General features: G+C 63.3%; 21 protein-coding genes. 13 read left to right on the forward strand and 8 right to left on the reverse strand.

Translation table 11 applies throughout. The annotated features are described in order from the left end of the window. From F1542_RS12155 to F1542_RS12180, 6 genes are all read left to right on the forward strand, one after another. Window positions 1–365: energy transducer TonB (locus F1542_RS12155; RefSeq protein WP_193733275.1), on the forward strand; the 365-nt coding region annotated here is incomplete at its 5' end. An 86-nt stretch (window positions 366–451) separates the two neighbouring features. Then, window positions 452–1,474: a MotA/TolQ/ExbB proton channel family protein gene (locus tag F1542_RS12160; protein ID WP_193733276.1), complete on the forward strand. Its 1,023-nt coding sequence runs from the start codon at window positions 452–454 to the stop codon at window positions 1,472–1,474. Window positions 1,475–1,476: 2 nt separating this feature from the next. Continuing rightward, window positions 1,477–1,899 carry a biopolymer transporter ExbD gene (locus tag F1542_RS12165; RefSeq protein WP_010508229.1) on the forward strand — a complete coding sequence of 141 codons (423 nt, stop codon included), beginning with the start codon at window positions 1,477–1,479 and terminating at the stop codon, window positions 1,897–1,899. Window positions 1,900–1,953: 54 nt separating this feature from the next. Next, window positions 1,954–2,391, forward strand: a complete 438-nt coding sequence (locus tag F1542_RS12170) for a biopolymer transporter ExbD (RefSeq protein ID WP_193733277.1) — start codon at window positions 1,954–1,956, stop codon at window positions 2,389–2,391. Window positions 2,392–2,961: 570 nt separating this feature from the next. Beyond that, on the forward strand, window positions 2,962–5,388 hold the full coding sequence (locus F1542_RS12175; protein WP_227672705.1) for a TonB-dependent receptor: 2,427 nt from the start codon (window positions 2,962–2,964) through the stop codon (window positions 5,386–5,388). 111 nt (window positions 5,389–5,499) lie between these two features. Further along, a complete protein-coding gene (locus F1542_RS12180; RefSeq protein ID WP_346011925.1) occupies window positions 5,500–6,843 on the forward strand; it encodes a nucleobase:cation symporter-2 family protein in 1,344 nt (447 codons plus the stop codon). Window positions 6,844–6,934: 91 nt separating this feature from the next. Here F1542_RS12180 and F1542_RS12185 read toward each other — a convergent pair whose 3' ends face one another. Beyond that, the gene (locus F1542_RS12185) at window positions 6,935–8,335 is read right to left on the reverse strand and encodes an MFS transporter (RefSeq protein ID WP_193733279.1); all 1,401 of its coding nucleotides are present in this window, start codon (window positions 8,333–8,335) and stop codon (window positions 6,935–6,937) included. A 118-nt stretch (window positions 8,336–8,453) separates the two neighbouring features. Beyond that, window positions 8,454–9,734 (reverse strand): phosphoribosylamine--glycine ligase, encoded by a 1,281-nt coding sequence (purD, locus tag F1542_RS12190; RefSeq protein WP_193733311.1) that lies wholly within the window; start codon window positions 9,732–9,734, stop codon window positions 8,454–8,456. 66 nt (window positions 9,735–9,800) lie between these two features. Between purD and xseA the strand changes: the two genes are divergently transcribed. From xseA to F1542_RS12210, 4 genes are all read left to right on the forward strand, one after another. Continuing rightward, a complete protein-coding gene (gene xseA / locus F1542_RS12195; RefSeq protein WP_193733280.1) occupies window positions 9,801–11,261 on the forward strand; it encodes an exodeoxyribonuclease VII large subunit in 1,461 nt (486 codons plus the stop codon). A gap of 47 nt (window positions 11,262–11,308) precedes the next feature. Beyond that, window positions 11,309–11,662 (forward strand): BA14K family protein, encoded by a 354-nt coding sequence (locus F1542_RS12200; RefSeq protein ID WP_193733312.1) that lies wholly within the window; start codon window positions 11,309–11,311, stop codon window positions 11,660–11,662. A 160-nt stretch (window positions 11,663–11,822) separates the two neighbouring features. Further along, a complete protein-coding gene (locus tag F1542_RS12205; RefSeq protein WP_193733313.1) occupies window positions 11,823–12,230 on the forward strand; it encodes a DNA-binding protein in 408 nt (135 codons plus the stop codon). A 128-nt stretch (window positions 12,231–12,358) separates the two neighbouring features. Next, window positions 12,359–13,078 carry an OmpH family outer membrane protein gene (locus tag F1542_RS12210; protein ID WP_193733314.1) on the forward strand — a complete coding sequence of 240 codons (720 nt, stop codon included), beginning with the start codon at window positions 12,359–12,361 and terminating at the stop codon, window positions 13,076–13,078. Between the two features lie 117 nt (window positions 13,079–13,195). Here the strand turns inward: F1542_RS12210 and ybaK are convergent, their stop codons facing one another. The 6 genes from ybaK to metH all read right to left on the reverse strand — a co-directional run bounded on the left by ybaK (window position 13,196) and on the right by metH (window position 20,799). After that, the gene (ybaK, locus tag F1542_RS12215; protein WP_193733281.1) at window positions 13,196–13,669 is read right to left on the reverse strand and encodes a Cys-tRNA(Pro) deacylase; all 474 of its coding nucleotides are present in this window, start codon (window positions 13,667–13,669) and stop codon (window positions 13,196–13,198) included. Window positions 13,670–13,784: 115 nt separating this feature from the next. Further along, entirely contained in the window at window positions 13,785–14,543 is a 759-nt protein-coding gene (locus tag F1542_RS12220) for an SDR family NAD(P)-dependent oxidoreductase (RefSeq protein WP_193733282.1), read from the reverse strand. After that, on the reverse strand, window positions 14,540–16,054 hold the full coding sequence (purF, locus tag F1542_RS12225; protein ID WP_193733283.1) for an amidophosphoribosyltransferase: 1,515 nt from the start codon (window positions 16,052–16,054) through the stop codon (window positions 14,540–14,542). The genes F1542_RS12220 and purF overlap by 4 nt, the downstream gene beginning before the upstream one ends. A 52-nt stretch (window positions 16,055–16,106) precedes the next feature. After that, window positions 16,107–16,631 (reverse strand): CvpA family protein, encoded by a 525-nt coding sequence (locus tag F1542_RS12230; RefSeq protein WP_193733284.1) that lies wholly within the window; start codon window positions 16,629–16,631, stop codon window positions 16,107–16,109. 177 nt (window positions 16,632–16,808) lie between these two features. Next, window positions 16,809–17,222 (reverse strand): phosphoribosyl-ATP pyrophosphatase, encoded by a 414-nt coding sequence (locus tag F1542_RS12235; protein ID WP_193733285.1) that lies wholly within the window; start codon window positions 17,220–17,222, stop codon window positions 16,809–16,811. Window positions 17,223–17,289: 67 nt separating this feature from the next. Next, on the reverse strand, window positions 17,290–20,799 hold the full coding sequence (metH, locus tag F1542_RS12240) for a methionine synthase (protein ID WP_193733286.1): 3,510 nt from the start codon (window positions 20,797–20,799) through the stop codon (window positions 17,290–17,292). A 184-nt stretch (window positions 20,800–20,983) separates the two neighbouring features. Between metH and F1542_RS12245 the strand changes: the two genes are divergently transcribed. The 3 genes from F1542_RS12245 (at window position 20,984) to F1542_RS12255 (ending at window position 25,136) form a co-directional block, all read left to right on the forward strand. Further along, the gene (locus F1542_RS12245) at window positions 20,984–21,349 is read left to right on the forward strand and encodes a hypothetical protein (protein ID WP_227672708.1); all 366 of its coding nucleotides are present in this window, start codon (window positions 20,984–20,986) and stop codon (window positions 21,347–21,349) included. Between the two features lie 98 nt (window positions 21,350–21,447). Continuing rightward, the gene (locus F1542_RS12250; protein ID WP_193733288.1) at window positions 21,448–23,694 is read left to right on the forward strand and encodes a peptidase domain-containing ABC transporter; all 2,247 of its coding nucleotides are present in this window, start codon (window positions 21,448–21,450) and stop codon (window positions 23,692–23,694) included. After that, window positions 23,691–25,136 carry an HlyD family type I secretion periplasmic adaptor subunit gene (locus F1542_RS12255; protein ID WP_193733289.1) on the forward strand — a complete coding sequence of 482 codons (1,446 nt, stop codon included), beginning with the start codon at window positions 23,691–23,693 and terminating at the stop codon, window positions 25,134–25,136. The genes F1542_RS12250 and F1542_RS12255 overlap by 4 nt, the downstream gene beginning before the upstream one ends. The last annotated feature ends 4 nt before the right edge of the window (window positions 25,137–25,140 follow it).

Here is a 25,140-nt window from a genome sequence, read left to right on the forward strand (position 1 = left end):
ACACGAAGCCGCCGAAGGCGATGCCGCCCGCAAAGGCGACCCCGCCGGCTGATGCGCCCGTGTCCAACGCCCCGCCGGTACCCGATCACATGGCCGGCACGTCGCCGCTGAACCATGTCGTTCCGGAATATCCGGAAGAAATGTCGGAAGAAGGTCGAGAAGGCGTTGTGTCCGTGGCATGTGACGTGGAACCCAGCGGTGTCACCAGCAATTGCCAGGTGGTCAATGTAAAGGGCGGTCAGGCATTCGCTGACGCCGCGCTGAAGGCAGTCCGCCGCTCGCGTTATGCGCCGGCTGTCAAAAATGGTGTGCCCGTCAAGGAGTTCCACCATCTCTATACGATCACGTTCAGTCTGAATGACTGAGCCTGAATGTTAGGTCAGGCACGGCGGGGGCCGGCAGCACCCCGCCGCCTCGGAAAAAACATCCTGCTCCAGAGGATTTTGGTTAAATGATCAGACTGCATCGTAAACACACTCTTGTTGCCTCGGCTGCTTTCGCTGCCATGCTGTGCGCGGCTTCCCCGCTTGCCGCGCTGGCCCAGGATGCCGCCCCGGCCGCTAGCGATGCGGCCACGGCACCGGCGGTTTCCGCCCCTGCAACCGATGGCAGCGGCGCTGCCGCCACCCCGGCACCCGGCGCGGACGCCCCGGCCCCGCAGGCAGCCGCCCCGGCACCGGCACCGGCACCGGCGCCTGCGCCTGCTCCCGCTGCTGAATCCCCGCCGGCCGACGCCCCCAAGGCGCCCGAGGGTAACCCGTACGGCCTTGGCGCGCTTTGGGCCAATGGTGACTTCATCGCCCGTGGCGTCCTGCTGATCATGGTCTTCATGTCGCTTGGCACATGGTACATCATGATCACCAAGTTCTTTGAGCAGGCGCGTGTCATGAACGCCGCCAAGCAGGTGATGAGCGATTTCTGGACCAAGGGTTCCATCAAGGACGGTGCTGCCGCCCTGCCCGCGAACTCCCCGTTCCGCTATATCGCCGATACCGGCGTCAAGGCCGCCGAACACCACGAAGGCACGATGCAGGAATCCATCGACCTGCATTCCTGGACCACCATGTCCATCCAGCGTTCGGTTGACGTGATCCAGACCAAGCTGCAGGGCGGCCTTGCCTTCCTCGGCACCGTGGGTTCGACCTCCCCGTTCGTGGGTCTGTTCGGGACCGTCTGGGGTATCTATCACGCGCTGACGGCCATCGGCATCGCGGGACAGGCCTCGATCGACAAGGTTGCCGGTCCGGTTGGTGAATCGCTGATCATGACCGCCATCGGCCTGGGCACCGCCGTGCCTGCGGTTCTGGGCTACAACCTGCTGGTCCGCCGCAACAAGGGTGCAATGGACAAGATCCGCAACTTCGCCGCTGACGTGCAGTCGATCCTGATGGGTGGTTATCGCCATGGTGCGGACATCACCATTCATCCGGACAACTCCCCGACCACGACGACTATCGATAACCGGGTGGCCTGATCATGGGTATGCAAGTTGGAGGTGGCAGCGATGAAGACGAGGTGGTGTCCGCCATCAACACCACACCGCTTGTCGATGTCATGCTGGTGCTGCTGATCATCTTCCTGATCACCATCCCCGTCGCGACACATACCATCAAGGTTAGCCTCCCCATGGATGCTAACCAGCCCACCCGGACGATGATGAACAACATCGTCATCGCGGTGACCCCGCAGGGGCAGGCATACTGGAACGAAACGCCGCTTACCAGTTATGCCGACCTGGAATCCCATCTGGAACACGTGGCGGCGGAAAACCCGCAGCCACAGATCCAGATCCGTGGTGACCAGGCGGCGAAATATGAAGGTGTGGGCAAGGTGATTGCAGCCTGTCAGCAGGCGGGTATCATCCACATCGACTTCATTACCGAGCAGCCGCACGGCTGATATCCATTCCCGGCCGGGGCCTGTGTGTCCCGGCCAATTTCGGGAGAGTAGACCATGGGCATGAATATCGGCTCAGACAGCACGACCGAGGACGAAGGTATTGTCGATATCAATACCACGCCCCTGATTGACGTCATGCTGGTGCTGTTGATCATGCTGATCATCACCATTCCGCTCCAGACGCATTCGGTCTCGATCGATCTGCCGCAGGGCAATCCCCCGCCTTCCACCGCTCCGGATCCGGTTGTGGACACGGTGGCGATCGATTTTGACAACACCATCACGTGGAATGGCGAACCCGTTGCCGGTGACGCGGACCTTCAGGCCCGTTTCAAGGACGCGGCAGCCCAGCCGGTCCAGCCGGAAATGCACATCCATCCCGATCGCCTGGCCAGTTACAAGGTCGTGGCGAAGGTGCTGGCGGATGCGCAGCGCCTGGGTGTGAGCAAGCTGGGTATCATGGGCAGCGATCAGTTCATGGATGCGCAGTAAGCCAGTCAGTTCCTGATTACTGTATAACAATCAGCGCAACGGCCCCTCCTTCGGGAGGGGCCGTTTTTTTATGCCCGGTTCCAGCCGCAAGAAATGCTGTTTTTTAAGGCATTCTGGTGATTTACCCTGTGGTATCAAAGACACACAGGCCACATTGTTCAGCGTATTCCGTGCCGCCCGGCACCTGTTCCCCAAAACAGAAAAAATGCAAAAATCGTTGTATTTGTGCGGGATACGTGCTGATACCCGTCGGGGTCGACGGGCTATGGTCAGATAGATAAACAGCGTGTTGCATTTTTTAAACTTTGCCTGCGCATGTGTATTTCATAAGTCAACAGACAGGCGGAATGTTCAGTTTCCGTAATTACTTCACATGACCGGACGGGACGGGGCTGTGGACAGGAAGGCAGACGGGGATGGCTGCCACTGGAAACCGTATGGCTGTGTCCGTGAGCGCGGACACCACATATATTTGCGGGGGAATACATGAAGACGGGCCGGGATATCTATAGCGCAGTAAAACGTCAGGTACGGGTCACGGGAGCGCGCGCCGGACTTGCCGGTCTGCGGATGCCGGGGCTGAAGACACGGCTGCGTGCCATGTCCTGCCTGGTGGGGACCGTCTGTATCGCCACGGGGTCGGATGCGTGGGCACAGACGGCCACGCCCACCACCACACCGGCGCAGCAGCACCGCCATGTCACGCCCCGACATGTTGCGGCGGCACAACCGAAGGCTGCCGCCCCGGCACAGCCCGCAGGTATCGTGGACCATCAGGGGCCGGAAATGATCCGTGTCGCCTCGTCCCGTCAGGCGCGTGACGGCGGCGGCGGCATGATGCGGCTGGAAACGGCGCCGCATGCGGTCCAGACCATTGGCAAGCAGTTCATCGAAATGCGCAGCCCGACCAGCACCGCACTGGATCTGGTCAAGAACCTGCCCAGCATGAACGTGACCACACCTGACCCGTCGGGCATGGAAGGCGGCCAGATCCAGACCCGTGGTCTGACTGATCTGGACATGGGGCTTATGCTGGATGGCGCACCAGCAGCAGCGGCGAAGTACCTTAACGAAGACATCGATTCCGAAAACCTGGAAAGCGTGGAGGTCACGCCCGGCAGTTCCGCCACGGACCTGCCCGCCATGTCCGCTGCAGGCGGTGTGATGAACGAACGTTCTCACACGGCATCGCACAAATTCGGTGGCATGACCGATTTCTCCTACGGGACGAACAACATGTCGCGTGAGTTCATCCGTCTTGAATCGGGTGACATCGGCAGGACCGGTATCCGTAGCTACTTCTCGTTCTCCAACACGCATTCACGTTCGTGGATGGGATCCGGCATCAACCAGCGCAAGCATATTGATTTCGGGCTGCAGAAGGACTGGGCCAACGGATCCAATGCCAAGCTGTTTGTGTCATGGAACTCCGAGGACTTCACCATCGACGCCTATCCCGACAGCACGGCGTTCTATAACTACAAGCACACGGGCACCGGTTACGGCCGTAATTCCGACCCGACCAGCGATAACTACTGGAAAAACAACAACGACCACTGGAACCAGATCTTCCTGACGGCGCCGATCCATGTCGTGCTGCCTGCGAAATTCGCCTTCGACCTGCAGCCTTATTTCAGCTTCGGTCAGGGGTGGGATGCCTCACCGGGGAACAATACCCTGTACGGCCAGAACTGGAGTGCGTCCGAAAACCGCAACTACACCAGCTATTTCCTGGAAAACGAAGCCCGGCAGGTCGGTGCGGTCGCCAAGGTGAGTTACGACATCGATCGGCACAACCATCTTTCGTTTGGGTACTGGTATGAAAACAACCAGACCATCCAGAATTATCCCACCGGGTACACCATGGCGAACGGGGCAGCACCTAGCCCCAACTGGCAGCAATATCAGGGTACGGCCGCCAATGGGTACGGTATTACCGGTGTTGATGCCGGTTATGAACTGCATTCGCTGTTCATTCAGGATACCGCGAAGTACTTTAACGACAAGCTGCAGATCCATGCGGGCTTTAAATTCGTCATGTCTGATGCATGGAACAAGGGCTGGGCAGCCAATTCCGATGCGCGCAAGTGGGTTTATGGCCAGAATGGGCACCAAACGGGCCATAACGGCGCCAATACGACCGAACCCCTGCCGCAGCTTTCCATCAGCTACACCTTCAACGATCATCACCAGATCTATGTGAATGCCGAAGGTGATTACCGTCAGCCGAGTGCTACGGATCTGGGCTGGCTGTCACCCACGACGGGTTCACCCATGCTGAAAAACCAGTATTCCATCAAGGAAGAGCTGGGTTATCGCTATCACGACAAATACGTGATGCTTGACCTGTCACTGTTCAACTACAATGTGACGAACCGTATTCTCAGCACCTATCTGGGCGCCAACCAGTACATGCCGATCGAGGGTGGCAACCAGACCATGCGTGGCTTTGACGTCATGATCGCCAGCCGCCCGTTCCACGGGTTCAGCCCCTACGCTTCGTTTGAATACCTGCACGCAACGCAGGATTCCAATGTGGTGGACTCCAACCCGTTTGATGCCAGCTACGGCAAGACGATTGCGGCAAAAGGCCAGCAGGCCATCATGGCGCCGCATGTGATGGCAAACTTTGGCCTGACCTATAAATACAAGGGTTTCTTTGCCAATGCTGCCGTGCACTACACGGGTCCGCAGTCTGTCGCGCTGGACAACAGTGAGCGCATGCCCGGCTACGTGACCGATACCCTGTCGCTGGGGTATCACTTCAAGCCGTTCATGTATGCCAAGTCGCCTTCTTTCAAGCTGAACTTTACCAACCTGACCGGCTCCATCGTGCGGACAGGGGCCATGGGGGCCATCTATCATGCCGGCAGCCAGAGTGGCAGCTACCCGGTGTTCTATGGTGCATCCAGCCCCACGGGTCGTGCAGCAGACGGCAACTCCTTCATGGTCGAGCCGCGCTTCACCATGACCGGCACGATTTCCACTTCCTTCTGATCGTCATCACACACGGCAAACCCCGCCTTTTTTCCAAAAGGCGGGGTTCTTTGTGTCAATGCTGTCCCGCCGTGGCGACAACGCGGGGGCAGTCAGTATGGGAAATGGATTGTGAAAACAGGCCCGGTACACCCCGTTGATGAAATGCTGCCCGCAGGCATGCTGTTTGCCTTTGGCCTGCAGCATGCGCTGGTCATGTACGCCGGTACGGTCGCCGTGCCATTGGTCTTTGCCGCGGCCATGCATCTGTCACCGGCACAGACTGTCCTGCTGATCAATTGCGGGCTGATGACATCGGGCATCGCCACGATCATACAGAGCATCGGGATCGGCAGGTTCGGCTCCCGCCTGCCCATTGTGCAGGGGTCATCCTTCGCCATGCTGGCGTCCATGCTGCTGATCGGCCAGATATACGGGGTACGCTCTGTCTTTGGCGCGGTCATTGGCGCGGGGCTGGCGATGGTGGTGCTGGCGCCAGTCATGGCGCGGCTCATGCGGTTTTTCCCACCCGTGGTGATCGGGTGCCTGATTACCATCATCGGCCTGACGCTGGTGCCGGTGGCAGGGCGGTGGATTGGCGGTGGCACGCCCGGTGCGCCCGGTTTCGGCAGTATTGCCAACCTGGGCCTGGCGTTTGTCACCATCCTCATCACCGTGGGGGTGCAGGCATGGGGCAAGGGGTTCGTGGCCAATATCAGCGTTCTGGTGGGGCTGATCGCGGGCAGTATCCTCGCGGCCCTGTGCGGCATGGGGCATTATGGCATGGTGGCCGATGCCCCGTGGTTTGCCGTCAGCATGCCCTTTGCATTCGGCCTGCCTGAATTCCATGCCATGCCGGTGGTCATCATGCTGCTGAGCATGGTCATCATCGTGGCCGAAACCACCGGAAACTGCCTGGCCATTGGCCGCGTGGTCGATGTGCCGGTGACTGACGCCACCATTGCGGGCGCGTTGCGGGCCGATGGCCTGTCCACCATGCTGGGCGGGACGTTCAACAGCTTTCCCTACAACGCCTTTACGCAGAATACCGGGCTGATCGCCATAACCGATATCCGCAGCCGCTTCGTCGTGGCTGCCGCTGGCGTGGTCATGATCGGGCTGGGACTGTTTCCCAAGCTGGGTGCGCTGATTGCGGCCCTGCCGCCGCCGGTGCTGGGGGGATGTGGTCTGGTCATGTTCGGCATGACCACCATTGGTGGCATACGTGAACTGCTGCATGTCCGTTTCGAGGGCACGCGCAATGGCCTGATTGCCGCCGTGTCCATCGGTCTGGGTGTTCTGCCCATGGCGTGCCCGGATCTTTTTACCCACCTGAACGGGCTGGCGCGACTGCTACTGGGCAATGGCGTGCTGCTGTGTATCCTGTCGGGCGTGCTGCTGAACATGATTGTGGGAAAAAGCGCGCCGGATGTCGAAAGCGTGGTGGACAGGATGGACGAACGCGCCGCCCCCTGACCCTGTGTGAAAACGTTTTTGGTGAAGCTTTTTTCAAGAAGCTTCAAGGGACGCCACTTTTTTGAAAAACCGCAATACCTGGAAATTTCCTTTATTTTGAAATTGTTGGCAATGCCGCCCGGCGGCTGACCAGCCGGCTGGCGCTGCACAGCATGCCGATGAAGGCGACAGCCGACCCGAAGCCCAGGCAGCTACGTTCCGCGTCATGCGCGATCAGGCCAAAGGCCATGGCCACGCACATGGCCCCGGTGGCCTGTCCGCACTGGCGCGCGATCTGCACCATGCCCGATGCGCTGCCCGAACGCCCCGGTGGCGCGGTAATCATCATGATGCGGTTGTTGGGGGGCTGGAAAACACCAAAGCCCATGCCCGCGATCGTGATGCGCCACGCAATGTCGTACCATTGCGGATGGGGCGGCAGGAAATAGAGCGTCAGGAACCCCATCGAAGTCATGAACAGCCCGACTGATGACAGGATGGCGGCCGGTACCCGGTCCGTCAGCCTGCTTATGACGGGGGCGACGGCCATGATGCCGACCGGCCACGGTGTCATGAGTAGCCCTACGATGGATGGCGGGTAATGGAACATGGACTGCAGCGTGAACGGAAACGAGATCATGAACAGGTTGGAGGACACAAAGGCTACGAATCCCACCAGCGTGCCCATGCGGAAGGCGGAAATACGCAACATGTCCACCGGAAACATGGGATGTGCGCGCCCACGCTGGCGGCGCACCAGCAGCCAGCCCGCGACAATCCCGGTCAACAGCAGCACGATGACCTGTGGCATGCCGGCATGGTGCGCCACCGAATCCCCCGCCATGATCAGCGCGCCAAAGGCCAGCACGTTCAGCAGGGCACTGATCCCGTCAAACGTGCCCGCGCTGATGGGCGTGCGCGGCAGGGAAACCAGTGCCAGCACAAGGGCCGTCAGCCCCAGCGGAATGTTGATCAGGAACAGCCATGGCCATGTGGCGACCGTCAGGATGATGGAGGCCACCGTCGGCCCCCCGCCTACGCCCAGCGCCACCATCACGCCATTCAGTGCAATGCCGCGACCAAGGATGGCATGGGGATAGATGAAGCGGATCAGCGCGATGCTGACACTCATGATGCACGCACCACCCACGCCCTGTACCGCGCGCGCCAGTGCCAGCATGAGCAGCGAATGCGACAGCGCGCAGAACAGTGACGCCACCGTCAGCAGCGCCAGCCCGATCTGGCACAGCCGCGCAAAGCCGATGCGTGACCCCAGTGCCGCCATGGGCAGGAGCGAGACCACGCTGGCCAGCTGGTAGGAATTGACGATCCACACCGCTGATGCGGGCGAGACATGAATATCCTGCGCAATGGTGGGCAGTGCGACGTTGGCGATGGCGTAATCCAGCAGCGCCAGCAGCACCGACAGCGCCACCGCCGTCACAGCGCGGACGCGGGCCGCGCCATGCAGGCCTTCGCCTTCGGTCAGGACAGGGGTGGATCGGGGGGACATGGCAGCGGCTTTTCAGGCGGGAGTCATCTGTTACGTCTATGCAACGTAACATGGTTCTACCGCAACGCCCCCGACATCCATGCGGATGCAGGGGAAATGGTGCGGCAGGGTCGTACGGTCAGCCCTGTGCGTTGAGCGCGCGCAGGCCGATGTCATGGCGGTAAATGCCATCGGGCCAGTCAATGGCCTTTACGGCCTCATACGCCCGGTCACGCGCCTGCCGCAGCGTGTCCCCCGTGGCGCAGACCGCCAGAACGCGACCACCTGCCGCCACCAGTTCGCCCGTCGCATCCCGTTTCGTGCCCGCCTGGAACACATGCACGCCCGGCATGGCCTCGGCCGCCGCAATATGACGGATCACGCCGCCCGTCACCGGCTTGCCGGGATAGCCACGCGCGGCCACGACCACGCTTATCGAGGACTGGCTGGAAAAGCGGATATCGGTGTGTTCCAGCTGGCCCTTCGCCACGGCGGCAAGGGCGGCCAGCAGGTCGCTTTCCAGACGGATCAGCAGGGCCTGCGCTTCCGGGTCGCCAAGGCGGACATTGTATTCGATCAGCTGTGGGCCGGTCGGGGTCAGCATGAGGCCCGCGAAAATGATGCCGGTGAACGGCGTACCGCGACGCGCCATTTCACGCAGCATGGGGCGCACCAGCAGGTCCAGCGCCGCTTCCTGCTGCGCGTGGTCAAACCCGGTGGGGGGGGAAACCGCGCCCATGCCGCCGGTATTGGGGCCGGTGTCACCATCGCCAATGCGCTTGTGGTCCTGTGCCGCACCGATCAGTACGGCGGTTTCCCCCGCGCAGAAGGCGAACAGGGAGACCTCGTCGCCCATCAGGCAGTCCTCGATCACAACGCTGTGGCCCGCCTGTCCCAGCGTGCCGTCGGTCATCATGTCGGTAATCGCCTGTTCGGCTTCGGCCACGCTCTGCGCCACGACCACGCCCTTGCCTGCCGCAAGACCATCGGCCTTCACCACGACCGGCGCACCATGGCGGCGCACGTAATCCAGCGCAGGGGCGGCCGCGTCAAAGCGTTCCCACCGTGCGGTGGGGATGCCCGCCGCATCACAGACTTCCTTGGTAAAGGTCTTGCTGCCTTCCAGTGCGGCGGCAGCCTGCGTGGGACCGGCGCAGGCGATGCCCGCTTTGGCGCAGGCATCGGCAATGCCCGCCACCAGCGGCGCTTCGGGGCCGGGCACGATCAGGTCGATGCGTTCACGCTGCGCCAGCGCGATCAGGCCCGGCACGTCATCGGCGCGGACGGGACAGTTCGTGCCCAGCACTGCCGTGCCGGGGTTGCCCGGCGCAATGAACAGGGCATCAAGCAATGGCGACCGCGCAATGGCAGCGGCCATGGCATGTTCCCGTCCGCCTGATCCAACCAGCAGCACCCGCATCACTCGTTTCTCCCGTTTTTCATCTCTGCCCTTTCGGGGTGGCCGTCTCTATCATACCTTGCGCGGATGGATGAACAGTTTCCCGACTCCGGCCGCGCCATGGGCGGCAATACCCCTGAATTTTCGGTCGCCGAGATCTCAGGGGCCATCCGCCGTGTGCTTGAAGGCACGTTCGGCCGCATTCGCGTGCGTGGTGAAATCACGGAATTCATGCGTGCACGGTCCGGGCACCTGTATTTTGCGCTCAAGGACGAAGGGGGCAAGCTATCCTCCGTCGTCTGGCGGGGCACCGTGCCCCGGCTGGGGCTGAAGCCGGAAAACGGGGTGGAGGTCATCGCCACGGGCCGGATTTCCGCCTATGGCGAACGCTCTTCCTACCAGATGGTGATCGACCGGCTGGAATACGCGGGCGAGGGCGCGCTGCTGGCCCGGATCGAACGCCTGCGCCTGCGCCTTGCGGCGGAAGGCCTGTTCGATGCGGACCGCAAGCGGCCACTGCCCTTCCTGCCGCGCGTGATCGGGGTGGTCACGTCACCACAGGGTGCGGTGCTGCATGATATCCGCACCACCATTGCCCGCCGCTTTCCCCATCCCGTTCTGGTCTGGCCGGTGGCGGTGCAGGGAGAGGGTGCCGCCGAACAGATCGCCCATGCCATTGCGGGTTTTGACGCGATTACGGGTGGCGGCAGGGTGCCACGCCCTGATGTGCTGATCGTCGCGCGTGGGGGTGGGGCGCTGGAAGACCTCATGGCCTTCAATGACGAAGCGGTGCTGCGCGCGGTGGCGGCGTGCCGCATTCCGGTCATTTCCGCCGTCGGGCATGAAACGGATACGACCCTGGTTGATTTCGTGTCTGACCGTCGCGCGCCCACGCCCACGGCGGCAGCCGAAATGGCGGTGCCGGTGCGTGCCGAACTGGAGGCGGACCTGGCGCAGCGTGACGCGCGCCTGCGCGGTGGACTTGGACGCACGCTGCAACTGGCGCGCGCGCGTCTGGACCGGGCGGCGGCGGGGCTGCCGGATCTGCCCGCCGTGGTGGAAAACGCCCGGCGGCGACTGGATGACCGGGCTTACCGGCTGGATCTGGCGCTGCCGACACGCATGGAACAGCTGCGCAGCCGCCTGCGCAATGCGTCCGACCGGCTGCCCGCGCCGCAGATGGTTCTTGCCCTGCGCCGCGCCGACCTTGCGCGGGTTGATGCCGCGTGCCAGCAGGCGATGGCCGGATACCTGCACCGCCGCGTTTCCACATTGCGGGGGCTGCGCGTGCCGCCCGCCATGCTGGTGGCGCAGTTGCGCGCCAGCGCCAGCCGCCTTGCCGGGGCGGCGGGACAACTGGCTTCCCTTTCCCCGCAGGCCGTGCTGGAACGCGGCTATGTGCTGGTGACCGACAGCGCGGGCAAACCGCTGGCGCATGCGGCGCAGGCGCGCCGGGCGAAACAGGTGACTCTGACCTTTGCCGATGGCCAGGTCGCCGCCCGTCCCATCGGGGCGGAGGACAGGCAGCAGGGGCATCTGGATCTGTAATGCACATACGGGCACGAAACATGACGATAACGACACGATTCTGCGCCATGGGCGCCGCCCTGCTGCTGGCGGGATGCGCGGGGCACGCGGCGCACCGGTCCGCCCCCCGTCCCGCCGTGGGGCAGGCCACAACGCCGGGGCGCATCCCGCCACAGGATTTCGCCCCCGGACTGACGGGGGAAGAAGGCGCGCCGCCACAGGGCACCATCCTGACCAATGACCCTTCGGCCCCTGCGGATACGCCGCTATGTGGCCATGCCGCACGGGAGGCGAACAGCATCGGCGCCACCGTGCACCCCGACATCACCCCCACCACCAGCAGTTGTGCCGCCAACGCGTGTTTCGATGCGCAGACCGGCACCTATATCGCCGCCGATGGCAGCCGACGGGTCTGCCGCTAGCACCCGGCTCATGACACGCTGCATGGGTCATATGTCGCGGGCGGGCAGGCAGGGGCCATATTCCGATTGACTTGGTCCGGATGGATGGTTGACCCTTTGGGACATCATGAGCCTTCCCCCATCATCCGATAGCGTAGGCGATCCGCAGGCGACAGTTCACATGTTCCCCCTCAAGCGCATGCTGTCGGTGCGCGAGGCTGCGGAGTATGTGGGCATCACGCTGCTGCGGCTGCGCAGCCTGCGTCTGGTGAATGCGGGGCCGCACGCCGCCATGCGCAACAAGAGCGGGGTCATGTTCCGGATCGAGGATCTGGACGAATACGTGGACAGCCTCTATCGCCGCGCCAACATTTCCCATACCGAGCAGGCGCGGCACCGCAACGAATGGCGTGGCAGGCTGGCCGCCCTGCCGGAAGAGGCGCGCGGCGGCATATCCGATTCCTTCATGCAGATCATCACCCGTGACGAACTTCTGGAAAAAGGGGCCAATCGCGGGTTCCGTGTCCTGTTCCTTGGGGGGCTGTGCCTGATTTTCCTGTCGCATACCCCGCTGATCTGGCGGCTGTAACGCTGTGATGCGGGGTGCATTTAGGGGAAAATGCGTTTTTTGGGCTGTGCGGGTATGTTCATTCGCCATACGATCCGCTACGCAGAAACCACGATAGCGGAACAATAATGGATCGGATAATGACAGGTATGCGCAGCAGCATTATGGCCCGGACCGGATACGCGCGGCTATGTGGCGCGGTTTGTGGGGCGGCACTTGCCCTGACCCCTGTCCTTGCCATGGCGCAGGATGCCGGTGGCGGCCAGCAGCAGGCCCCCATACTGCCCATGCCGCCCGTGCCGGAATTCAAGCCGCTGCCCCCGGGCACGAAGCCTGTGGCCCCTGTCATCGGCATTTTCAACACCCAGCAGATCATGGCGCAGTCCACTGCCGTGCAGAAGCTGCAGACCGAACTGGGCACCCGGCGCGAAGCACTGGTGCGTGACGTCCGGGCCGAGGATGGACAGCTTCAGGCCCTGCGCCAGTCCATCATCAAGGCAGGCAAGGCCCCCACGCCCGAACAGCAGCAGGAACTGCAGAAGCGCGTGAACGCCGATCGCACCAAATTCGGTAACCGGAACCGGATTCTGGAAGAAGACGCGCAGGTTGCCCTGAATCAGGTGCAGCGCGAAATGCAGCAGATCGTCAGCGCCATTGCCTCAGCCCGCGGCATGACCATGGTGCTGCAGGCTGGTACCGCAGCCCTGCATGACAACAGCCTTGATATCAGCGATCAGGTCGTGACCTATCTGAATCAGGCGCTGCCGTCGGTGTACCTCCCCGCCGCGACCGAAGATCCCGAAGAAATTGCCAAGAGCGGCAAATACCCGGTCATGCCGTTCCAGCCCGCTGATAACGGCGGCGAATGATCGCCGGGCGATTATTGAGAAAGCAGTAAAAGTTTTCGGGTGCCGCCTTTTTTCAAAAAGGCGGCATTCTTTTTGAAGCTATTGAAAAAGCTTCCCCAAAAAACTTCTTGATGATTTTCAGGCCAGCAGATCGGCTGTGACTGCCCCGGTTGCCGATACGGCGTCTGTGGCCGCCAGTCGGACCAGATAGCCCCGTTTCCCCCCGTTGATGACAACATAGGGTTGTGCCAGCGCTTCCTGCGCCAGGGCGGTCCGTACCCGCTTGCGCTGCCCGAACGGGCTGATCCCGCCCACGCGGAAGCCCGTGCTGCGTTCGGCATCCGGCGGTGGCATCATTTCAGCTGATTTTCCGCCAAAGGCTGCCGCGACCTTCTTCATGCTCAATGTTGCTGCCACGGGCACCACGACACAGGCAGGACGACCGTCCACCATTACCATCAGGGTCTTGAACACCCGTGCGGGATCTTCCCCGATGGATGCGGCAGCATGGTTGCCCGTCTGTCCGGCATTGGTATCGTACTCATATTCAATGACGCTGAATGGAACGTCTGCCTTTTCCAGCGCCGCCGTGGCGGGTGTCGCCCTGCTCATACGGTTTCCTTTTCCCGGAAAATCATACAAAAGTTTTTGGTGAAGCTTTTTTCAAAAAGCTTCAAAGAACTTCCGCTTTTTTGAAAAAAGGTGGAATCTGAAAACTTTTATTTTATTAACAGGTTGTTTTTGAACAATTATTTTCTGTTTCCATTCCGAAGCGTACATAAGTCCCCTGTGGCTGGGGACCGGGCAGGCACAGGCTGACGATCCGGGGCGCTACCGTCTCGGGCGGGGTCAGGCTGTCCATGTCCAGTGCGGGCATGGCCAGCCGGCGCAGCCGGGTCGCGACCATGCCGGGTTCAAACAGATTGATGCGCAGCGGACTGCCCTGTGGCAGTTCACGCACCCATGTCCTGATGATGGCGTCCTGTGCCGCGCGGGTGGCGGCTACCAGTCCCCAGAAGGGTGCGGGCGTCTGGCCATGCTGGTCGGTCATGAAAACGGCACGCCCGGCCGGGCTGCGTTCCAGCAGGGGGGCCAGCGTGCGGATCAGCCGCCATGTGGTCAGGGGGCCGGCCTGCATGCCTCGTTCCCAGTCGCTGGGCTGCATGTGTGACAGCGGGGACAGGACACCCAGTTCCCCCGCGCAATGGACCACGCAGTCCAGCCTGCCGAATTGTGTGGCGATGGAAGGGCCAAGCGTATCCAGCTTTTCACCATCCAGCAGGTCCAGCGGCAGCAGGGTGGCATTGTGCCCCGTATGCTGGCGGATCAGGTCGTCCGTCTGCTCAAGCCCACCCTGCGTGCGTGCGGTCAGGATGCAGTGCGCGCCAGCCTGTGCCAGCGCCACGGCAACTGCGCGCCCGATACCCCGGCTGGCGCCGGTGACCAGCGCGACCCGCCCGGCCAGATCGGTCAGCGGATCCGTCACGCGGGTTCGGGGTGGTGTTCGGCTTCGTAATCCACCAGTTCGATCGGGTAATCGCCGGTAAAGCAGGCATCGCAGTAGCGGTTGGCCGCACTCTTGCGGTCCTTGTAGCCCAGCGCGCGGTACAGCCCGTCGAACGAGATGAAGGCAAGGCTGTCCACCCCGATCAGCTTGGCCATTTCCTCCAGATTGTGCTGGGCGGCAAGAAGCTGGCTGCGCTCGGGCGTGTCGATGCCGTAGAAGCAGGAATGCGTGGTCGGCGGGGAGGAAATGCGCATGTGCACCTCCTTCGCACCCGCTGCGCGCACCATGTCCACGATCTTGCGCGATGTGGTGCCACGCACGATGGAATCATCCACCAGTACCACGCGCTTGCCATCCAGCACGGGACGGTTGGTGGAATGCTTCATCTTCACGCCCAGATTGCGGATCTGGTCGGTCGGTTCGATGAAGGTGCGGCCCACGTAATGGTTGCGGATGATGCCCAGTTCGAACGGAATGCCGCTTTCGGCAGCGAATCCCATGGCCGAGGGCACGCCGGAATCGGGCACCGGCACGATCACGTCGGCCTCCACCGCGCTTTCACGCGCCAGTTCCACGCCGATCTGCTTGCGGGTGTCATACACGGCCTTGCCGTCCATGACGGAATCGGGCCGGGCGAAATAGATGTATTCAAACACGCAGAAGCGCGACTGCTTGCTGTCGAACGGCTTGAGGGAACGGATGCCATCATCGTTGATGATCACGATCTCGCCCGGTTCCACGTCGCGCACGAACTCCGCCCCGACAATGTCCAGCGCACAGGTCTCGCTGGCCAGAACCCATTTGCCTTCCGAACCGTCTTCTTCCCGCAGGCGGCCAAGAATGAGCGGACGCACGCCCAGCGGGTCGCGCACGCCAATCAGTTCATTGCGCGACAGCACGATCAGGGAATACGCCCCCAGCACCTGCTTGAGCGCATCGATCAGCCGGTCCACCACGTTGGAATACAGCGAGATGGCGATCAGGTGGATGAATACCTCGCTATCGGTCGTGGACTGGAAGATGCAGCCCCGCCGCACCAGCGCCTTGCGCAGGGTTTCGGCATTGGTCAGGTTGCCGTTATGGGCCACCGCCAGGCCACCGAATTCAAAATCGGCAAACAGCGGCTGCACGTTGCGGATCAGTGTCGCCCCCGTGGTGGCGTAACGGTTGTGACCCACCGCGCAGTTACCCGGCAGGGTGGCCATGACGCGGGCATCGCCAAACACCTCGCCAACCAGCCCAAGTCCCTTGTGGGTGTGGAAGCGTTCGCCATCAAAGGACACGATGCCGCTGGCTTCCTGCCCGCGATGCTGCAGCGCGTGCAGGCCAAGTGCTGTCAGGGCGGACGCGTCCTTGGTGTTCCATACGCCAAAAACCCCGCATTCCTCATGCGGCTTGTCATCATCATGCCGCCACTGGGCGGCGATATCATCGCGTTCATGCTGTGTTGTCGGATTGCCGGAAACAGCATGGAAGGAGGTGCGGGACATGGTCAGCAATCTTTCCTTGACGGACGGGTGCGGGGGGGTACCGACAGAAGGTTCAGATGGGCGCGTCATGCCGCGTCCCGGCGGGTTGCGCAAGGTGCGCGTGAAAGTTATCGGGCGTATAGGCGTTCAGATACGTCACGCTGTCGCCGACAAGCGGGACGATACGGCTCGATCGCATGACATCGGGCCATTCGGCTGCGGGGATGAGGGCGGTGATGCCCGTGTACAGCAGTACCAGGCAGACATACCCGCGCGCCAGTCCGAAGATCAGGCCCAGCATACGGTCGATCCCGGCCAGGATGGACCCCTGTACCGCCTGACCTGACAGATGGGCAGTCGTGGTAAAAATGACAAGGAGCACAAGGAACAGCACGGCAAAGGATGCAAGGGCTGCCAGCGTGTGGTTGCTGATCCATTGCGTGGCATAGGGCATGAGGGCGCCATACCACGCCACGGCCATGATGATGGCCATGACCCAGGCGGCAAGGCCCAGTACTTCGCGTGAAAAGCCGCGAACCGCACCAACCACAGCCGACAGGGCGACAATGGCGATGCCTGTTGCATCAATCCAGTTCATGCGTGCCGGACCGGGGGGGTACCCGCCGGCAGGTAACAGGCATGGACCTGGTCCATCTATCGCGACATTTCCTGCTGTTCCGCCTGCGGCCAGCTTATGCCACTGGCGTGCGGCAACGCATAGGCCAAAAATGGTCCGTTTCGATTTCGGACCCATGCATGGGGGCCGGGCGGCCTGTCAGGGCAGCTTGGTGGTGCGGATTTTCCATGGCCGCCTGCGCGCGGCGGTGGAGACGGATGTACGTTCGCCCATGTTCAGCGCCAGCAGCAGGTTGCCCATGCGGGTGCGGCGGTCAAGTTCGGTCCACACGTCCTCGGGGTTGATGCCATCGGCGGCCCAGATTTCCAGCAGGTGGCTCAGCACATCGGCGCTGTGTTCGATCAGGCCCGCGCGGTCATGGGTCATGAGATCCATCACACACTGTTCGGCAGCACAGGTGAAGGCACGGCCGGCCCTGTGTGTCGTGCGGATATTGCGGGTCTTGCCATCAGGCGCGCGGGCCGCGTCCAGACGCGCCTGCAACCGGCCAAGCGCATGGTCGGCGCCGGGCCGGGCTGGTGGCGGGGAAGACGTGGGGCGGGAACGGGACATGGGGTGATGATGGACATTATTTCGCCCACCGGTCAACAGATCCCGCCGGATGGCCCCGATGCGTTTTTCAGATTGAGAAATACTTCGCGTGCGGGTTGAAAATCACCAGCGCCGATGTCGACTGTTCAGGGTGCAGCTGGAAGCCATCGGTCAGGGATACCCCGATTTTCTGTGCGTCCAGCAGTTTCAGGATCGGCTCCTGCTCCTCCAGCCGGGGGCAGGCGGGATAGCCGAAGGAATAGCGTGACCCCCGATAGCCCTGCTGCAGCAGCCTGGCCATGTCGCGGTCGTCCTCGGCGGCGAAGCCCATTTCGGCGCGCATGCGTTTGTGGGTGTATTCCGCCATGGCTTCCGCCATCTCCACCGACAGGCCGTGCAGGTAGAGGTAGTCCTTGTACCGGTCCGCCTCGAACCATTCACGCGCGCGGTCGGATGCATCCTGCCCCACGGTCACGACCTGCAGGCCGATCACGTCGCGCTGCGCATCGTCAATATCGCGCACGAAGTCCGCAATGCAGGCTCCGTCCGCGCGTGGCTGGCGGGGCAGGGTGAAGCGGGCGACCTCGTTCGTGCCGTCCTCGCCAAACAGTACCAGGTCATTTCCCTCGCCTGCCGCCTTCCAGTAGCCGTAGCTTGCCTTGGGGTGCAGGATGTCCTGCTCCGCGCACAGCGCAAGCATGTGGCGCAGCACGGGGCGCAGTTCCTTGCGCGCCCAGACCATGAAGTCATCCAGCGAGCGGCCCTGCTTACGGAAACCCCACTGGAACTGGTACAGCGAACGTTCATTGAGGAACGGCAGCACCGCCTCCGGCGTCGCCTCCAGCACGCGCGGCCCCCAGAAGGGCGGTGTCAGCACGGGTTCATCCGCCGTCAGTTTTTCACGACGCGCGCGGGCCGCAACCTTGTCCACGGGGCCGAAGCCACGGGTTTCGGCGGCCTCGATATCCTGCGTGCGGCTGGCCCGCGTGGCCTTGCCCGCGCGGCGTGACTGGATGGCGGCAAGGTAGGTGTCGAATTCACCCTGCACCACCTTGTCCATAAGCGACAGGCCATCGAACGCATCGCGCGCATAGGCCACGCGCCCGTTCTCGCCATAGGCCGCGGTGCAGTCTTCTTCCACATAATTGCGCGTCAGCGCCGCACCACCCAGCATGACGGGCACATCAAGGCCCTGACGCTGCATTTCCTCAAGGTTTTCGCGCATGATGACGGTGGACTTGACCAGCAGGCCCGACATGCCGATGGCGTCCGCCCGATGCTCACGCGCGGCCGCGATCATGTCGGCCACCGGTACCTTGATGCCAAGGTTGATCACCTGGTAGCCGTTATTGGTCAGGATGATGTCGACCAGGTTCTTGCCAATGTCATGCACGTCACCCTTCACTGTGGCCAGCACCATGGTGCCACGGGCCTGCCCTTCGGTGCGTTCCATGTGGGGTTCCAGCCACGCCACGGCGGCCTTCATCGTCTCGGCGGACTGCAGCACGAAGGGCAGCTGCATCTTGCCCGCGCCAAACAGTTCGCCCACCACCTTCATGCCATCAAGCAGCACGGTGTTGATGATATCCAGTGGCGCCATGTCGCGCATGGCCTCGGCCAGGTCGTCTTCCAGCCCCTTGCGGTCGCCATCGACAATGCGGTCCTTCAGGCGTTCGGGCGCGGTCTCGGCCCGGGCCTTCTTCACCGCATCGGCGGCCTTGCGGTCTGCAAAGATTTCAAGGATGCGCTGCAGCGGGTCGTAGCCTTCGGCGCGGCGGTCAAAGATCAGATCCTCGGCCACCTTCACCTCATCAGCGGGGATCAGGTGCAGCGGGCGGATTTTCGACACATGCACGATCGCCGCCGTCATGCCCGCGCGTACCGCGTGGTCAAGGAAGACCGAGTTCAGCACCGCGCGCGCCGCAGGGTTCAGGCCGAACGAGATGTTGGACAGCCCCAGCACGATCTGGATATCGGGGAAGCGTTCGCGGATCAGGCGGATGCCCTCCAGCGTCCATTCCCCCAGCTTGCGGTCATCTTCCGTGCCGGTGCCGATGGTGAATGTCAGCGGGTCGATCATCAGGTCGGATTGCGGCAGGCCATGCTTTTCACAGGCGAATTCGACCAGCCGTGTCGCGATGCGCAGCTTGTCTTCCGCCGTCTTGGCCATGCCCACTTCATCAATGGTCAGCGCAATGACGGAGGCACCGAACTTGCGCGCCAGCAGCATGCGTTCGGTGGCGATCGCCTCCCCGTCCTCGAAATTGATGGAGTTGATGATCGGCTTGCCGCCATGCAGCTTCAGGGCCGCCTCGATCACCGGGGTTTCGGTGGAATCGATCACCAGCGGCGCGTTGACCGAGGACGTGAAGCGGGTGACGACCGCGTTCATTTCCTTCATTTCGTCACGACCGACGAAGGCGGTGCAGATGTCCAGCGCGTTCGAGCCTTCGGCCACCTGTTCGCGGCCCAGCGCGACACAGCCATCCCAGTCGCCGGCTTCCTGCAGCTGGCGCCATTTTTTCGATCCGTTGGCGTTGCAGCGCTCACCAATCGAGAAATAGCTGTTTTCCTGCCGCAGCGGCACCTGCGAGTACAGGCTGGCAACCGATGGGATCCACACCGGCCTGCGCGGCACGGGGGCGGGGCGGATGCGGCCCGTGCCCTCGGCGCGGCGGCGGAGCATCTGGTCCAGCGCCTGCGTGTGCGGCGTCGAGGTGCCGCAGCACCCGCCGATCAGGTTCAGCCCGTCCTCGGTAATGAAACGCTCGACCCAGCTTGCCATTTCCGCAGGGGTCAGCGGGTAATGCGTGGTGCCATTGACCAGTTCGGGCAGGCCCGCATTGGGCTGGACCGAAATCAGGCCGGGCCAGTTTTCGGACAGCCAGCGTACGTGTTCGGACATTTCCTGCGGGCCGGTGGCGCAGTTCAGGCCCATCAGCGGCACATCCAGCGCGTTGATGACGGTGGCGGCGGCGGCAATATCGGGACCAACCAGCAGCGTGCCGGTGGTTTCCACCGTGACCTGCACGAAAATGGGGGTGTCCACGCCCAGCTCCGCGCGGGCGATCTTGGCCCCGTTGACGGCGGCCTTGATCTGCAGCGTGTCCTGGCAGGTCTCGATCAGGAAGCAGTCAACGCCGCCTTCGATCAGGCCCCGGCACTGTTCGGCCAGGCCCGCTTCCAGCGTATCGTAATCGATGTTGCCCAGCGAAGGCAGCTTGGTCCCCGGTCCGATGGAGCCGACAACGTAGCGGTGGCGGCCATCGGCAAAGGTCTCGGCGGCTTCACGCGCCAGATGGCCCGCCGTGCGGTTGATTTCACGCGCGCGCTCGGCCAGCCCGAATTCGGCCAGCGTTATGGGTGATCCGCCAAAGCTGTTGGTTTCCACCATGTCCGCCCCGGCTTCAAAATATCCACGGTGGATTTCGCGCACCAGTTCGGGACGGGACAGGTTCAGGATTTCGGTGCAGTTTTCCTGCCCCCAGTAATCACGCTCGACCTCAAGGTCCAGAAGCTGTACGCGCGAACCCATGCCGCCGTCACACAGCAGGACCTGATCGCGAAGGGCATCGAGAAGATGGGGACGAGTGGTCATTGTTATCCTGAATGTCTCATGAAGGGGGACACGGCGCGGGCTGGCGGCCCGCCGCCAGGTGTCCGGTAACTGTCTTGCATAAAGTTATGTCCGGTGCCCTTTATTCCCTTAACTTTCGGCTGGTGTCCAGCGCCATCGCCCAAATGGCGAAGGCCCGCGCCCATATGGATGAATGGAGAATGTCATGACCCGTGACGGGCGTATTGCGCTGGAATTCCTGACCGATCGCGCCGCCATCCATCCGCGTGCCGATACCCTGCTGGTGACGGGCGCGGGGCATGTTCCCCCGCAGGCGGCGTCATGGGCCGGGGTTGTCACGGTGGACCAGCCGGCCGCGTCGCCGTTCATGCACGCGACAGGGTGCGCGTGCTGCACGGGGCGCGGCGGGGGGCTGGCGGCGGTGCTGGGCGATGTTTTCCGCAGGCGCGCCACGGGCGACCTGCAATGGTTCGACCGCGTGGCCGTACTGCCGCCCGATGGGCAGGCCGCCGCCTGGCGGGCCGCGCTGTCAGGCGACGTTCTGGTCAGCGCGCGCTTTGCCGTGCGGTAGCCCCCGCACCAAAAACACGCCCGTTAAGGAACCCTTTGCTTTCTGCCCCTAGTCTGGACCGCGTGAATGGACAGAGCGTGCAAAGCAAAAGGGGTACCGTGGGCCATACAGACCAATCAGCGGACCCGGATGGACGCGGGCAGGCGGATACCCGCCACGCGCCGGAACTGATCCGCCTGCAGGCGGTGCTGCGCGCGGCCCGCTTCCACGGCATTGACCTTGACATGCGCGATTTCGCCGGTGAGGCCGGGCAGCCCGTGCCCACCATTCCCGCCCTTGCGCGGTGGGTGGAGGAAAATGGCGGCAGCGCGCAGGGCATGCACCTGCAATGGCGCGAAATCGTGCGCCTGCGTGACGTGCCGCCAGTTGTGCTGATGTTCATGGACGGGTCGGCGGGCCTTATGGTCGGCGCGGACGCGGATCGCGGCGTGGTCTGGCTGGCCGATCCCTTCGCCAGTCCCGATACGCCCCCCGTGGCGGTGGACGAACTGCGGCTGGAGGGCGTGTGGCGTGGCGACACGCTGCTGGTGCGCGGCGGGCAGGACGGCGCATGCAGGGAGGACGCGATCAATTTCGCATGGCTGCGGCGCATGGTGCTGGGGGAACGCCGGCTGCTGCGTGACGTGATCATCGCCTCCATGGTCATAAGCGTGCTGGCGATCTTCCCGCCGCTGATCGTCATGCAGGTCATTGACCGGGTGGTGAACTTCCATTCCATGTCCACGCTGGTTTCCCTGACCGGGCTGGTGGGGGTGATGTCGTTTTACGAAATCCTGCTGACCTATGCCCGGCGCGAGATCACGCTGGTGCTGACCACGCGGCTGGATACGCGCATATCCCTGGCGGTGTTCGACCGCCTGCTCGCCCTGCCGCTGGAATTCTTTGAACGCGAGCAGGCGGGCAACGTGATCGGCCGCGTCAGCGCGATCTACAAGGTGCGGCAGTTCATGACCGGGCGCCTGCTGGGCACGTTCCTGGACCTGTTCACCCTGGTGGTCGTCATGCCTTTCCTGTTCTGGCTCAGCCCCACGCTGGCCTGCCTGACGGTGGTTGCGGCCGGACTGATCGGGGTGGTCATCCTGCTGGCCATGCCTGCCGTGGGGCGACTTATGGGCCGGCAGGTCCGTGCGGAGATGGAGCGCAGCGGCGCGCTGTATGAAACGGTGGCAGGTATCCGCACCATCAAGACGCTGGCGCTGGAACCCGTGCGGCGCGAGGTATGGGATGAAAAGACCGCCAGCGTGGTGACCGCGTCCCTTGACGCGGGGCGCATGGGCAACTGTGTCGCGACGGCGGTCATGCCGCTGGACCTGTTCATCAATCGCGGCATCATCCTGATCGGGGCGTATCTGGCCATTACCTCGACCACATCGGGGATGGAGGCCGGGGCGCTGATGGCCTTCACCATGCTGGGTGGCCGGGTCGCGGCCCCGCTGGTGGGCATGGCGCGGCTGATCGACGACCTGAACGAAGTGCGCAGCGCGCTGGCGGAAGCGGGGTCCGTGCTCAACCGCCCGACGGAAACCCGGGCGCTGACCACCGGCCTGCGGCCGCCCATCCACGGCGCGCTGGCGTTTTCGGATGTGTGCTTCACCTATCCCGGCGCCTCCTCGCCCGCGCTGTCCGATGTCACGTTCAGCGTGCCCGCGGGCACCATGCTGGGGCTGGTCGGGCGCAGCGGGTCGGGCAAATCCACCATCACGCGCCTGCTGCAGGGTGTCAGCCGCAGCTATACCGGCCACCTGCGGCTGGATGGCATCGACCTGCGTGAAATCAACCTGACCTACCTGCGCCGGTCCTGCGGGGTGGTGCTGCAGGACAATTTCCTGTTCCGCGGCACCATCCGCGACAACATCATCGCGGGCCGTCCCGGCCTGACGCTGGAAGACGTGGTGCGGGCCGCCCGCCTTGCGGGGGCGGAAGAATTCATCGAACGCATGCCCGCGGGCTTCGATACGTGGATCGAGGAAGGGTCCACCAACATATCCGGCGGCCAGCGCCAGCGCCTGGCCATCGCGCGCGCCGTGATTTCCGACCCCAAGCTCATGATCCTTGATGAAGCGACATCCGCCCTCGACCCGGAAAGCGAGGCGGTGGTCAACGCCAACCTGCGCCACCTTGCGCGTGGACGCACGATGGTGATCGTCTCGCACCGTCTGGCCTCGCTGGTGGCATGCCATCAGATCTGCGTCATGGATCATGGGCAGGTGGTCGATATCGGCACGCATGACGAACTGCTGTCGCGCTGCACCATCTACCGCACCCTGTGGATGCAGCAGAACCATCCTGATGACTGTGGGGACGGGCCGCCGGCGGTTTCCCACATGACGGGAGACGCGGCATGAGCGGCCATGACCTTGTACCCCCCACGGCCGTGGGGGCGGAAGAATCCGGCGTGCTGTCGGTCCTGCCGCCACCTGCGGCGGATGTTCCCACCGACCTGCCCCCTGCGCTGCTGGCGTTCTATTCCCCTTCCGCGGCACTGATTGACCTGCCGCCATCCGATGCGGCGCGCCATGTCATCTGGCTGGTCGCAGCGCTGGCCGGGGCGGGACTGGCAGCCATGACGTTCTTCCCGCTGGACCGGGTGGTCAGCGTGAACGGCCGCCTGACACCGTTTGACAACACGATGGTGCTGCAGCCGCTGGAAACCTCCATCATCCGCACGGTGGAGGTGCATGAGGGCGATACCGTGCACAAGGGGCAGGTGCTGGCCCGGCTGGACCCCACGGTGACGGATGCGGATGTCACCAACATGCGCCGCCAGGTCGCGGCCTACCGGGCGGAGGTTGCCCGCCGTACGGCCGAAGCCGAGGGCCATCCCTACGCGGCGGACATGAACGATCCGGCATCCGTGCAGGAAGCGGCCGCCTACCTGCGCCGTCAGGCGGAATACACCGCCCAGATGGCCAATTACGACCGGCAGGTGGCGGGACTGCAGAGCGAACTGCAGGGGTATGAGGCCAGTGCGGCGATGTATGCCGCCCGCGCCCGTGTCGCGCGTGATGTGCAGGACATGCGCGTGCGCCTGCAGCATGAACAGGTGGGCAGCAGGCTGTCCACTCTGGCGGCGCAGGATACGCTTATGGAGGTCATGCGCTCGCAGGTGTCGGCCCGTCATTCCGCCGACAGCACTCGCGCCCGGCTTGAGGCGATGAAGGCCCAGCGTGATGGCTATGCCAGCAACTGGCACGCCACGGTGTACCAGGACCTTGCGCTGGCGCAGCATCGTCTGGCGGATGCTGATGGCAGTTACAGCAAGGCGGTGCTGCATCACGACCTGATTGTCATGCGTGCCGATCGTGACGCGGTGGTGCTGAGTATCGCGCACCTGTCCGCGGGTTCGGTCATTCAGGCCGCGACCCCGCTCCTGACGCTGGTGCCGACGGGGGGGCATCTGGATGTGGTGGCCACGCTGCGCGGGGTGGATGCGGGCTATGTGCGGGCCGGGGATCCGGCGCTGCTGAAATTCGCGGCCTTCCCCTATACCCAGTATGGCGGCGGGGAGGCGACGGTGCGTGTCATAAGCCCCGATTCCTTTACTACGTCTGGCGCCCGGCCCGGCGCCAGCGCGGAACAGGGTGGGGATACGGGCGATACGATGAATGCCTATTACCGCGTGCGTCTGTCGATCGACCGGTACACCCTGCATGGCGTGCCGCCCTTCTTCCGTCCCCAACCGGGCATGCCGGTCGAAGCGGATATCCATGTCGGGCGTCGCACCATCATGCAGTACCTGCTCAACCGCCTGCTGCCTGCCGTGACCGACGGCATGCGCGAACCCTGATCGG

It is taken from the genome of Komagataeibacter sp. FXV3, assembly GCF_015155755.1.
GTDB lineage: Bacteria > Pseudomonadota > Alphaproteobacteria > Acetobacterales > Acetobacteraceae > Komagataeibacter.